We start from the raw sequence: 12,131 nt of genomic DNA on the forward strand, positions 1-12,131 counted from the left end.
CCGAGGCCGCCTGGTAGCGAGTCATCGCCGCCGAGTTGTTCGCCCACATGCTCTGGTATTCGGCTTCGGTTTCGGCGATAGCCGGAAGATTCCTCCCGAACCCGTTGGTGGCCAACAACTGCGCCAGGAGTGCACGGTTGGCGCTGACCTGCCCGAGAGGAACCACCGCCGCGCGGACGGAATTGACTGCGGTTGCGGCGGCCTGCGCTGACGACGCTATCTGCTGGACTTGTTGCGCGGTGGTACGCAACCAGTTCACATAGGGCTCGGCGGCCTGGACCATCGCCGTCGAGGACGGACCGTGCCACGCCTCAACCAGCGACGACAATGTGGCGCCATAGTTTTCAGCAGAGTCCTCCAGATTGGCGCCCAGCTGTTGCCACGCCTCGGAAGCCTCGATCAGCGATTCCGCACCGGGTCCCGTGTGGATCAGCGCCGAAGTGACTTCGGGAGGCAGGGTTGTGAACTCCATGACTCCAAAGATCGACTACTGTGGGAAAACTTTTGGAACTTTGGGTTGACTAGGGGGAAAAAGACCCTGAAACATTGAGCTTCGGACGTTACCGGCCAACAAGAGCTTAGATCACGAGATGGCGTCGATCGCGGTCAGTAACCGCGACTTGAACTCGGCCGGAATGGGGACATATCCGTGTTCGGTCAGGTCATTCTGGCCGGCGCCGATCGCGCTTTGCAGGAACGCCTTCACGGCCGTACCGACCTGGGAATCGTGGTACTTCGAACACACAATCTCATACGTTGCCAGCACAATAGGGTACGACCCGGTCTTGTTTGGCCGGTAGAACGAGATCGTGTCCAGGGCTAGGTCGTTGCCCTTCCTCATAAACCACGCGGACGAAATCGTCTTTCCCACCGTCTCCGCGCTGATCGCTACCGGTTCCGGACCCGCCGTCGTGACGATCTTGGCCATGTCCAGGTGTTGCCCTTGGGCGAACGACCATTCGATATAGGTGATTGCCCCCTCGGTGCTCTTTACGGCCGCGGCGGCGCCGTCGTTACCGCGGGCGCCCTCGCCGACACCGCCGTTGAACTTCTTTCCGGCGGCAAAGCCCCACGTGCCGGCGGAAGCGGTATCGAGATACTTCTGGAAATTGTCCGTGGTCCCGGAGTCATCGCTGCGGAAAACGACCCGAATCGGCTCAGCCGGCAGCTTGTTACCTAAGTTCAGCAGCTGGATCGCCGCATCGTTCCACATAGTGATCTGGCCGTTGAAGATCTGGGCCGCGACCGGACCGTTGAGGTTCAACGACGTCATGCCTTGGACGTTGTAGGCGATGGCAATGGGCCCAAACACCACCGGCAGATTCCACACCGGCGAGTCGCACCGCTGCGTCGCATTCGCGTACTCGCCCCTGTTCAGCGGAGAGTCCGAGCCTCCGAAATCGGTTTGGCCGCCCATGAATTCGCTGATCCCAGCGCCGGAACCATTGGGCGTGTAATTCACCGACTGGCCCGGGCAGGCTTGTTCGAACGCCTTGACAAATCGGGTCATTGCGTTTTCCTGGGCGGTGGAGCCACTGGCCTTAAGAGTCGACTGCCCGCCGCAGGTCACCTTCGCCGGCCGCGCGGCGCCTCCTTCAGTGCCGTTGTTGTTACCGCCGCACGCCGACAAAATCACTGCAGCAGCGGTCAAAAAGCTCAGTGCGGCGCCAAATCTCTTTAATTTCAATCTAATTCCTTCAAATGGAACGATGCGATGATCGACGCCGGCTGGCCGCAACCCGCCTGACTGCTGTCCGCCGCGCAGCCATGACGCATGGTAACAAGATTCGCCCCTCAGCGATTGCGCCCGGCCATCGTCGGATTCCCGATTTCAGCCTCAGTTTCCAAGCTGTTTACCCTTCGACCAGGGGTCTACCGTCAACGACCGCGCGCGGCGAAGATTGGCCGCAGCCGCGGCAGCGGAAGAGTCTCGCCGATGCCACACGCACGGAATCCCTCAGCTAACCGAGGTGTGCTCTTAGTCACACGTTCAGTAACTTTTCAGCGGCGTGTCGAGCAAAACTGCCAGCGCAGGATGAGCAACCTCGCGACACGGCATGTTGCTCACCGGGCGGGGCCGTTTCCCGGCACGTACCGTGGAATAGAAATTGCCGATTAGCGGTTGGTCATCGCTGACTGGCCTGTGACCCCGATCACCGAACACGGCAGGTCAACGCGTTAGTCACTGAGGAAACACCGACGACGTAGCCGGATATCGGCCAACGACCTCGCCGGATTACTGAAGGGCACCAGGGTGCTAGCACTGCAGAACCACGTCAGCCTCAGCAATCTGACGACTTTCCACTCCCTCAACGCCGGTGCGCTGACGGCGCGGGCATGGGAGACTTTGCGCGCCGCCGTTCAAGGCGTGGCACCTACGCGGACCGCGGGGGCTATCCGGGATGAGGCAGAAAATGTCGCCCTCCCGGCATGGCCCGATCAAGACCTCCCGCGTATGCGTCGCGGCGACGAGCGCTGCTAGCACGGCGGACCAAGCCGTCGCGAACTGACGAACCGTCGGTGGGCTCCACTCACCGGATCCTGGAATTCGATGCGCTGCGCCAACAACTGCAGCGGCTGGCTGAAGTCGTCGTCCCGTACGCTGATCACGTTGGGGTACAACGGGTCTCCGTGGATCGGCATTCCGAGCGAAGCCATATGCACTCGCAGCTGATGAGTCCGTCCGGTGCGCGGCGTCAGCCGGTAGAGGCCATCCGGCGATATCGATTCCACCAGCGTCTCGGCGTTCGGCTCGCCAGGTTCTTCGACCGCTTGTAAGTGGCCGCGGCGCTTGATGATTCGGCTCTGCACCACTCGCGGTAACGCCACGTGGGGGCTCGCCGCCGCCCTCGCCAGATACGTCTTGTGAACCGCGCCGCGGGCGAACATCATCTGGTAAGCCCCCCGAAGCTCGCGGCGGCCGGTGAACAGCAGCACCCCTGCGGTCAGCCGGTCCAGCCGATGGGCCGGGCTCAGCTCGGGTAACCCAAGTTCTCGGCGCATCCGCACCAGCGCGGTCTGGGCGACGTGGCGCCCGCGCGGCATGGTGGCCAGGAAGTGCGGCTTGTCGACAACCACGATGCCCTCGTCCTGATAGAGCACGGGGATGTCGAACGGCACCGGCACCTCGTCGCGCAGGTCCCGGTAGAGGTAGACGCTGGCACCAGCCGGCAGCACGCTGGCGGGATCGAGCACGGCACCGTGCTGGTCGACGACCTCGCCGGCGATCGCCTTAGCGGCAACCTCGGGCCCGAACCGGGTAAGCAACTCGTCGCCCAACGGTCCACCGCGCACCCGCAGCCGCGCCGGTCCCAATCCGTCGCGTGGCGGGAGCGGCGCCGGCCTCAAGGTCGGCTCAATTTAAGGGCACCGGCTCGAGGATCTCCGCGCGGGCCTCGGGAGCGCTGGCCCGCAGTGCATCCGCCGACGCGTCGTCGGGTTGGGCCTGCGACAGCACTTCGGCCTCCACCCGCGCCGTATAGGTGTCGACCTCGCGGTCAACGTCAGCCTGGGTCCAGCCCAGCACCGGCGCGACGATGTCGGCCACCTCACGTGCGCAGTCGACGCCTCGGTGCGGGTATTCGATGGCGATCCGCGTCCGGCGGGCCAGGATGTCCTCCAAATGCAAGGCGCCCTCGGCGGTGGCGGCATACGCCGCTTCGACCTTCAGATAGCCCGGTGCCGCAGTGATCGGGTTGAGCAGTTCGCGACGGTCGGCGGCCAGCGCCAACACTTCACTGAGCAGCGAGCCGTAGCGGTCCAGCAGGTGACGCACCCGGTAGGGGTGTAGTCCTTCCAGCGCACCGACGTGCTCGGTCTGGTTGATCAGCGCGAAGTAGCCGTCGGCCCCTAGCAGGGGCACTTTCTCGGTGATCGACTGCGCGACGCGGGCCGGGATGTATTGCGATGCGGCGTCGATCGCATCGGCGGCCATCACCCGGTAAGTGGTGTACTTGCCGCCGGCGATGGCGACCAAGCCGGGAGCGGGCACGGCCACCGCGTGCTCGCGCGACAACGTGGACGTGTCCTCGCTCTCCCCCGCCAGCAGCGGCCGCAACCCCGCGTACACGCCGTCGATGTCGGCATGGGTCAACGGGGTGGCCAACACGGTGTTGACGGTGCCGAGGATGTAGTCGATGTCCGCCTTGGTGGCTGCCGGATGCGCCAGGTCCAGTGCCCAATCGGTATCGGTCGTCCCGATGATCCAATGGTTGCCCCAGGGGATGACGAACATCACCGACTTCTCGGTGCGCAGGATGATCGCCACGTCACTGACGATCCGGTCCCGCGGCACGACGATGTGCACGCCTTTGGAGGCTCGCACTTGAAATCGCCCACGTTGCTTGGACAATGCCTGAATCTCGTCGGTCCACACCCCGGTGGCGTTGACGACGACGTGACCGCGGACTTCGGTGACGGCGCCATCCTCAGAGTCACGCACCCGCACGCCGATCACCCGATCGCCTTCGCGCAGCAACGAGACCACTTGAGTCGACGACCGGACCACCGCGCCGTAATGCGCGGCGGTCCGCACGACGGTCAGGGTGTGGCGGGCGTCGTCGACGACGGTGTCGTAGTAGCGGACACCGCCGATCAGCGCACTGCGCTTCAGACCCGGGCATAGCCGCAGCGCCCCGGCACGCGTCAAATGCCTTTGCCCCGGAACCGATTTCGCGCCACCAAGCTCGTCGTACAGCACGAGGCCGGCCGCGACGTAGGGCCGCTCCCACCACCGCTTGGTCAGTGGGTACAGAAATGGCAACGGCTTGACGAGATGCGGCGCCAAGGTTGTCAACGACAGCTCGCGCTCGAAGAGTGCTTCACGGACCAACCCGAATTCCAGTTGCTCCAGGTAGCGCAGCCCGCCGTGAAACATCTTCGAGGACCGGCTCGACGTGCCGGAGGCAAAGTCACGCGCTTCGACCATCGCCACTTTCAGCCCACGGGTGGCGGCGTCCAGCGCGGACCCCGAACCCACCACGCCACCACCGATGACCACGACGTCGAATTGTTCGCTGCCGAGCCGCTCCCAGGCCGTAGCGCGTTGCTCGGGTCCTAAGAACGAACTAGGCCGGGTCTGCTCGCTCCCCGTTACGCGAATCGGGTCGCTCACGGCACAAGTCTCCTGTCGGTTACTCGTCAGTAGGGCACTGGCTCCCAAGGCTACCCGGGGTCAGTCCAGGTCGTCGTGCGCCATCAACCGCCGCGCAGCCTCGGTGATCGAACCTGACAACGACGGGTAGACGGACAATGTTTCGGCCAGCTGGTTGACGGTGATGCGGTTCTGGACGGCCATCGCGATCGGCAGGATCAGCTCGGATGCGATCGGCGCGACCACGACGCCGCCGATCACCACACCGGTGGACTGGCGGCAGAAGATTTTGACAAAGCCCTGCCGAAGGCCCGACATCTTGGCTCGGGCGTTGGTCTGCAGCGGCAGCTTTATGGTCCGGGCCAGCACCGATCCGTTGTCGATCGCCGATTGTGGGATCCCGACCGCGGCGATCTCGGGCCGGGTGAAAACCGCCGCGGCCACGGTGCGCAGCCGGATGGGGCTGACGGCCTCCCCCAGCGCATGCCACATCGCGATCCGGCCCTGCATCGCGGCGACCGAGGCCAGCAGCAGCAAACCGGTGCAGTCCCCGGCGGCGTAGATGCCCGGCACCGATGTCCGCGATACCCGATCGACGGTCAGGTAGTTGCCACGACCCAGCTCGATGCCCACCCGCTCCAGGCCCAGGCCGCTGGTGTTCGGCACCGACCCGATCGTCATCAACGCGTGGCTGCCCTCAACCTCGCGACCATCGGTCATCTTGACCAGCACCCCGGACGCGGTGCGGGTGACCGATTCGGCCCGCGCATTCTTGACCAGCTGAACGCCGCGTTCAGCGAACGACTCCTCGAGCACACGGGCGGCATCGGCGTCCTCGTAGGGCAGCACCCGGTCACGGCTGGCCACCACCGTGACGTCGACGCCCAATTCGGTGTAGGCGTTTACGAATTCGGCGCCGGTCACACCGGAACCCACCACGATCAGGTGGTCGGGCAGTGTGTCGAGGTCGTAGAGCTGGCGCCAGGTCAGGATCCGCTCACCGTCGGGTTGCGCTGACGGCAACTCCCGGGGGCTGGCGCCGGTGGCGATCAAGATGACGTCGGCGTCGTAGCTGGTGGTAGTGCCGTCGGCGGCGGTCGCCTTGACGCAGTGGGTTGCCAGACCGGGACTCGCATCGATCAGCTCACCTCTGCCGGCGACCACCTCGACACCCGCACTGACCAGTTCGGAATTGATGTCGGCGGACTGGGCGTTGGCCAGCGTCTTGACCCGCTGGTTGATCTCCGGCAACGAGATCTTGGCGTCCTCGATGTCGATGTCGAAGCCCAACCGAGGCGCCCGGCGCAGTTCGGTGCGCACGCCGGTGGAGGCAATGAACGTCTTCGATGGCACGCAGTCGAAAAGCACCGCCGCGCCGCCGATGCCTTCGGAGTCGATGACGGTGACCTGAGCGTCGCGCGCTGCCGCGACGAGTGCCGCCTCGTAACCGGCCGGTCCTCCGCCCAGGATCACAATGCGGGTCGCCACAGCCCCTAACCTAGCCCGGCGCCGATGCTTGCCGCAGCGCGTCGTGAGAAGGAGCCGGGCAATCAGACCTAGCTAACCTGTCGGATCACCGCCGCGCCGGCGGCAGCCGTTTAAGCTTTCCCCGTGCCGCTCTACGCTGCCTACGGGTCGAATATGCATCCCGAGCAGATGCTGCAGCGCGCGCCCCATTCGCCGATGGCCGGAACCGGTTGGTTGCACGGCTGGCGCCTGACGTTCGGTGGCGAGGACATCGGCTGGGAGGGCGCGCTGGCCACGGTCGTCGAGGATCCGGGCTCGAAGGTGTTCGTCGTGCTCTACGACATGACGCCCGCCGACGAGAACAACCTCGATCGGTGGGAAGGTTCCGAGCTCGGGATCCACAAGAAGATTCGCTGCCGCGTGGAACGCTTGTCGTCGGATACCACCACCGATCCGGTCTTGGCGTGGCTGTACGTGGTCGACGCCTGGGAGGGCGGTCTGCCGTCGGCGCGCTACATCGGCGTGATGGCCGACGCTGCGGAAATCGCCGGCGCGCCAGACGACTACGTGCACAACCTGCGCACCCGTGAGGCACGCAACATCGGTCCGGGAACCTAAATCGCGGCGGCGGACTGCTCTGCGGACTGTTCCACGATATTCGCCATCAGCCGCACCCCGATCGCCAGCGCGCGCTCATCGAGGTCGAACGTCGGCTGGTGCAGGTCCAGCTGCGGACCATGGCCCGACCAGACGCCCAATCGCGCCATCGCGCCGGGTACTTCTTCCAAATACCAGGAGAAATCCTCGCCGCCGCCAGACTGCCTGGTGTCGGTCAGCACGTCGGGGCCGACCGCTTCGATGGCGTGGGCGATGATGCGCGTTGAGATTTCCTCGTTGACCACCGGCGGCACGCCCCGGTTGTACTGCAGGCTGTGCTCGATACCCAGCGGCGACAGCAGGGCGGTCACGGTCTGACGCACGATGTCCTCGAGATCCAGCCAGGTTTCCCGGCTGGCAGTGCGAATGGTGCCCGCCAGCACGCCGGTCTGCGGGATCGCGTTGGCGGCCACCCCCGCATTGACCGCGCCCCACACCATCACGGTGCCGTTACGTGGGTCAATGCGGCGTGACAGCACACCCGGCAATCCGGTGATCAGCGTGCCCAGCCCGTAGACCAGGTCGGCGGTCAAATGTGGGCGCGAGGTGTGGCCGCCCGGCGAATAGAGGGTGATCTCGATCATGTCGGCCGCCGATGTGATCGGTCCCGGTTTCACCGCGATCTTGCCGACCGCCAGCCGGGGGTCGCAGTGCAAGGCGAAGATCCGGCTCACTCCGGACAGCGCGCCGGCGGCGATCGTGTCGATCGCTCCGCCGGGCATCAGCTCTTCGGCGGGTTGGAAGATCAGGCGCAGCGCAATCGGCAGTTCAGGCACCCCTGCCAGCGCCAGCGCGGTACCCAGCAAGATCGCGGTATGCGCGTCGTGGCCGCAGGCATGGGCCGCGTTGGGCATCGTCGATTCATACGGGGCACCGGTCCGCTCGGCCATCGGTAACGCGTCCATATCGGCCCGCAACGCGATGCGGGGCTCCTGCTCAGGACCGAAATCGCAGGTCAGCCCGGTCCCACCGGGTAGCACTTTCGGGTTGAGACCGGCGTCGGCCAACCGTTCGGCGACAAATTGTGTGGTGGCGTACTCCTGGCGGCCCAACTCCGGGTAGCGGTGGATGTGTCGCCGCCACGCGACCAAGTCGTCGAAGTGGGCTGCCAGCCAGGATTCAGCGCTGTCGGCAAGGCTCATAAGCGCCGCTCCTCCGCATCGGTTGGCTCTGCATCGTCGCCGGCGCGGCTCATAAGCGCCGCTCCTCACGGGCTGCCAGCACCCGATCGCGTTCGTCCGGTGACTCGGCAAGACGAACGACGGTGCGCGCCAACATGATTGCGCCGTCGATGACGGCCTTGTCGGCACTCGGGCCAATCGCGGCCGCGGCGAAGTCGGGCTGATGCAAGGAAGCGCCGCCGGCATCGACGGCGACCATCGGATGGATTCCCGGCAGAAGCTGCGTGACGTTCCCCATGTCGGTACTGCCCAGCGGGTGCGCCACCTCGAGTACCTCGTCGACGGGCGCGCGCCCAAGCCGCCTCATCTCGGTGCGGACGGCGCCGGCCAGCCAGCGGTCGGGCTTGAGCGCGTCGTAAATCGGCTCGGTGGCCTCGACGGTGTAGTCACAACCGGTGGCCACCGCACCGGCCAAGAAACAGTCGCCCACCTTGGCTTCCAGTTCGGCAAGCGACGCAGCGTCGGTGGCGCGCATCGTGTACTGCAGTTCGGTTCGGCTCGGGATGACATTTGCCGCCTGCCCGCCGTCGGAGACGATGCCGTGCACCTGTTGGCCCGGTGCCAGCTGTTGACGCGCCAGCCCGATGGCCACCTGGGCGACGGTCACGGCGTCGGCGGCATTCACACCCAGGTACGGCGAAGCCGATGCATGAGCTTCCCGGCCGCGGTACTCCACGCGCACCGCAGACAACGTCAGCGACCGGGCGGCCGCGATGTCCACCGGCCCGGGATGCACCATCACCGCCACCGCCAAGTCGTCGAAGACTCCGGCGTTGAGCAGCAACACTTTTCCACCGCCGAACTCCTCGGCCGGTGTGCCCAGCAGCGCAACCGTCAGGCCCAGTTGGTCGGCGACCTCGGCCAGTGCCAGCGCGGCGCCAACCGCCGACGCGGCGATGATGTTGTGCCCGCAGGCATGACCCATGCCGGGCAGCGCGTCGTACTCGGCGCACACGCCAACGGCCAACGGACCACTGCCGAAGTCGGCGCGGAAAGCGGTGTCCAGCCCACCGGCTGCGGCGGTGATCTCGAAACCACGCTCGGCCACCAACGCCTGCGTCTTGGCGCAACTGCGGTGCTCGGCGAACGCGAGCTCCGGTTCGGCGTGGATCGCGTGGGACAGCTCGATCAGGTCCGCGCCACGGCGCCGCACCACGTCCTCGACGCGGTCCAACACCGGGATTGCGGCCATTCTCGCAGTATCTCACCGATGATCACCGGCCATCACAACGAGTAGTTGGGATCGCCCGCCTTGTCCCCGCAAGCGGAGCGCCGTCGCGACCGGTTCACACGTCGCGCGGAGCCCGCATGTACGCCTCGGCGCGAAGCCATGCCTGCGCCGGGACAAATTGTTCGTCATCCCAACTGGCGGATCTCACTCGTATTCGTGCCCGCCAATTTTTCATGATGGCGACGTGAACGGGCCATCGGATGAAACGACGCAAATCCGGGTAACTTTCCCAGATGGACAGCGATCCGCCGCGCCACTCAACTTGCTTGCCCCACAGCCAAAGCCCGACCGCGCCGCGCATAACCGGCCAGCTTTCCGCCAGTTTCATGCCCAACGCGGCGATCTGTTGCCAATCCTCCTCGGAATCGGAATGAAAGTCGGTGAAACTCACCACGACCGGGGACTGGCTCCCGTCGGACGGGCCGGGCAGCCAGTCCGTGCTGAGGATGCCGCTCCTGGGCGTGATTGGCGGCTGACCAGTCCAGTTCGACCCACCTGAGCCTGGACGGCGGTCCTCGCCAGCGGCGTGACCGGCACCGAATGATGTTGTCGTCATGGCTTCCTCTCTGTCATGCCGGGGTGGCTGTGGTGGTTATGACGCCCGGGTGTTCGCCACGACGGGTGGGTTCCACTGTGGGGAGCGGCCGAGATAAGCGAGAATGCGATCGAGGTCGTTGGTCGGTTCCGTCGACGGGATCGCAGGGCCGAACACCGCGCCGTCGGAGGTGCGGAAGTCTCCGTCGGGCACCCCGAACGCCCGAGGCAATGCCGCGGCGACGACGTCCACCGGAAGCGCAAAGGGGCGACCCATCGTGCGAGCCACATCCCAGCCGTGCACGACGTAGTCCACAAAGTGAAAACCGACCGCCTCTGAACCCGGGAAGGTTGCACCGGACCCAAACTCAGGTAACGCGAACGTCGCATCGAGCACATCGGCACCGGCGAACGCGTCTATCACCGCGGTGGCGGCCGCAGAGTAGGTGCCCGCTGGGTCAGCTGCTACCGCTTCGGCGACGGTATCGGGTTGCCATATTGCCTGGTCGGCACCGTGGCCGCGTGCCGCGGCGGCAAAGCCGCGATGCTGGACCGTCATGTGAGTGAGCAGGTCGGCGAGACTCCAGCCAACGCACGGAGTCACCTTCGATAAGTCGTCTGCGGTGACGGCCGAGACAACGTCAACAGAGGCCAGTACGGCAATCCGATGCAATGGCCGAACATCCTTATTTATATGCATGCACATATCATGTGCATATGTAGATCATATGTCAACCCTTATCATCACGATGTGGTGCGAAAGGCGACGCGTCCAGACCTCGCGGAGATGCTGGCGCAGCTGGCTCGTCAAACCGTGGCTGCCGAGCAGCCAGTGCTGGCAGCGCACGGCATGTCGATGTGGGGCTATATCGTTCTCAGCGCTCTGGATCGTTCGCCGATCCGCACTCAAGCGGCACTCGCCGAGGCGATCGGCGCCGACAAGACACGCATCATTCCCACGCTCGACGAGTTGCAGAAGCACGGTTACATCGAACGGATTCCGGACCCCGACGACCGCCGCGCGCGCCTGCTCGCGATCACCGAGTCGGGCCGTTCCACCAAAGACGCAGTGCAGGTGGCCATCCAGCGTGGGGAGGAGCACTGGCTCGGGCAGCTGTCAGCCAATGACCGAAACGTCTTTCTCCGTGCGCTGCGCCAGCTCACGCTTGGTTGAAGGTCTCCGAGGTCCAGAAGGTGTTGACGTTGTTAGGCTGCCCGACTGTGAGTGACGGTCCGGCCGACCCCGACACACTCGCCCGGCGGGCGGCGCAGTTCATCGCCGAGGGCACCGGCATTGCCGAACACGATGTCGCGATCGTTCTGGGGTCGGGTTGGGCGCCGGCTGTTGCCGCCCTGGGCCCGCCGACCGCGGTGCTGCCGATGGCCGAACTGCCCGGCTTCACCCCGCCGACCGCGGTCGGCCACACCGGGCAGGTGTTGTCGGTGGGTATCGGTGCGCACCGCGTGCTGGTGCTGGCCGGTCGTGTCCACGCCTACGAAGGCCATGACCTGCTGCACGTCGTGCACCCGGTGCGGACGGCTTGCGCCGCCGGCGCACGGGTCGTCGTGCTCACCAACGCCGCCGGTGCAGTGCGCCAGAACTTCGAGGTGGGCCAACCGGTGCTGATCAGCGACCACCTGAACCTGACCGCGCGCTCGCCGCTGGTCGGGGCGCAGTTCGTCGACCTCGTCGACGCGTACGCGCCACGATTACGTGCCCTGGCCCGCGAGGTGGATCCCGAGCTCACCGAGGGCGTGTACGCCGGGTTGCCCGGGCCGCACTACGAGACTCCCGCCGAGATTCGGATGCTCCGCACGCTCGGCGCGGACCTGGTCGGGATGAGCACCGTGCTCGAGGCCATCGCGGCGCGCGAGGCGGGGCTCGAGGTGCTCGGCATCTCGCTGGTGACGAACGCCGCGGCCGGGATGACCGGCGAGCCGCTGAGCGCGCAGGAGGTCATCGACGCCG

12 protein-coding genes are annotated in these 12,131 nt (G+C 65.8%); 3 read left to right on the forward strand and 9 right to left on the reverse strand.

All coding sequences use genetic code 11. The features are described 5' to 3' along the window. From VNW74_RS19555 to VNW74_RS19575, 5 genes are all read right to left on the reverse strand, one after another. Positions 1 to 472: PPE family protein (locus VNW74_RS19555; protein WP_325679800.1), on the reverse strand; the 472-nt coding region annotated here is incomplete at its 3' end. A gap of 111 nt (positions 473 to 583) precedes the next feature. Next, complete coding sequence (gene pstS, locus VNW74_RS19560; RefSeq protein WP_325679802.1) at positions 584 to 1,687, reverse strand: phosphate ABC transporter substrate-binding protein PstS; 1,104 nt, start codon at positions 1,685 to 1,687, stop codon at positions 584 to 586. 791 nt (positions 1,688 to 2,478) lie between these two features. Next, positions 2,479 to 3,348, reverse strand: a complete 870-nt coding sequence (locus VNW74_RS19565) for a pseudouridine synthase (protein ID WP_325679804.1) — start codon at positions 3,346 to 3,348, stop codon at positions 2,479 to 2,481. A 7-nt stretch (positions 3,349 to 3,355) separates the two neighbouring features. Further along, the gene (locus VNW74_RS19570) at positions 3,356 to 5,113 is read right to left on the reverse strand and encodes a glycerol-3-phosphate dehydrogenase/oxidase (protein WP_325679806.1); all 1,758 of its coding nucleotides are present in this window, start codon (positions 5,111 to 5,113) and stop codon (positions 3,356 to 3,358) included. A 60-nt stretch (positions 5,114 to 5,173) separates the two neighbouring features. Next, the gene (locus tag VNW74_RS19575) at positions 5,174 to 6,580 is read right to left on the reverse strand and encodes an NAD(P)H-quinone dehydrogenase (RefSeq protein ID WP_325679808.1); all 1,407 of its coding nucleotides are present in this window, start codon (positions 6,578 to 6,580) and stop codon (positions 5,174 to 5,176) included. Between the two features lie 123 nt (positions 6,581 to 6,703). Between VNW74_RS19575 and VNW74_RS19580 the strand changes: the two genes are divergently transcribed. After that, the gene (locus VNW74_RS19580) at positions 6,704 to 7,177 is read left to right on the forward strand and encodes a gamma-glutamylcyclotransferase (RefSeq protein WP_325679810.1); all 474 of its coding nucleotides are present in this window, start codon (positions 6,704 to 6,706) and stop codon (positions 7,175 to 7,177) included. On the opposite strand, the gene VNW74_RS19585 is transcribed toward VNW74_RS19580, so the two are convergent. From VNW74_RS19585 to VNW74_RS19600, 4 genes are all read right to left on the reverse strand, one after another. Further along, positions 7,174 to 8,358 (reverse strand): M20 family metallopeptidase, encoded by a 1,185-nt coding sequence (locus VNW74_RS19585; protein WP_325679812.1) that lies wholly within the window; start codon positions 8,356 to 8,358, stop codon positions 7,174 to 7,176. The genes VNW74_RS19580 and VNW74_RS19585 overlap by 4 nt on opposite strands. A gap of 49 nt (positions 8,359 to 8,407) precedes the next feature. After that, positions 8,408 to 9,589, reverse strand: a complete 1,182-nt coding sequence (locus tag VNW74_RS19590) for a M20 family metallopeptidase (RefSeq protein WP_325679814.1) — start codon at positions 9,587 to 9,589, stop codon at positions 8,408 to 8,410. A 94-nt stretch (positions 9,590 to 9,683) separates the two neighbouring features. After that, positions 9,684 to 10,019: a hypothetical protein gene (locus VNW74_RS19595; protein WP_325679816.1), complete on the reverse strand. Its 336-nt coding sequence runs from the start codon at positions 10,017 to 10,019 to the stop codon at positions 9,684 to 9,686. A gap of 201 nt (positions 10,020 to 10,220) precedes the next feature. Next, positions 10,221 to 10,862, reverse strand: a complete 642-nt coding sequence (locus VNW74_RS19600; RefSeq protein WP_325679818.1) for a TIGR03086 family metal-binding protein — start codon at positions 10,860 to 10,862, stop codon at positions 10,221 to 10,223. A gap of 87 nt (positions 10,863 to 10,949) precedes the next feature. On the opposite strand from VNW74_RS19600, the gene VNW74_RS19605 reads away from it, so the two are divergent. Continuing rightward, positions 10,950 to 11,336: a MarR family winged helix-turn-helix transcriptional regulator gene (locus tag VNW74_RS19605; RefSeq protein ID WP_325679820.1), complete on the forward strand. Its 387-nt coding sequence runs from the start codon at positions 10,950 to 10,952 to the stop codon at positions 11,334 to 11,336. Between the two features lie 47 nt (positions 11,337 to 11,383). Continuing rightward, a partial coding sequence (locus VNW74_RS19610) for a purine-nucleoside phosphorylase (protein WP_325679822.1) occupies positions 11,384 to 12,131 on the forward strand: 748 nt, incomplete at its 3' end.

Origin of the sequence: Mycobacterium sp. (assembly GCF_035570115.1) — a bacterium.
Lineage (GTDB): Bacteria > Actinomycetota > Actinomycetes > Mycobacteriales > Mycobacteriaceae > Mycobacterium.

What these genes read in the sequence shown, in the direction of transcription:
- VNW74_RS19585 (WP_325679812.1), bottom strand. Translation starts at nt 8,358, where the DNA reads ATGAGCCTTGCCGACAGCGCTGAATCCTGGCTGGCAGCCCACTTCGAC.
- VNW74_RS19590 (WP_325679814.1), bottom strand. Translation starts at nt 9,589, where the DNA reads ATGGCCGCAATCCCGGTGTTGGACCGCGTCGAGGACGTGGTGCGGCGC.
- VNW74_RS19600 (WP_325679818.1), bottom strand. Translation starts at nt 10,862, where the DNA reads ATGCATATAAATAAGGATGTTCGGCCATTGCATCGGATTGCCGTACTG.
- VNW74_RS19605 (WP_325679820.1), top strand. Translation starts at nt 10,950, where the DNA reads ATGCTGGCGCAGCTGGCTCGTCAAACCGTGGCTGCCGAGCAGCCAGTG.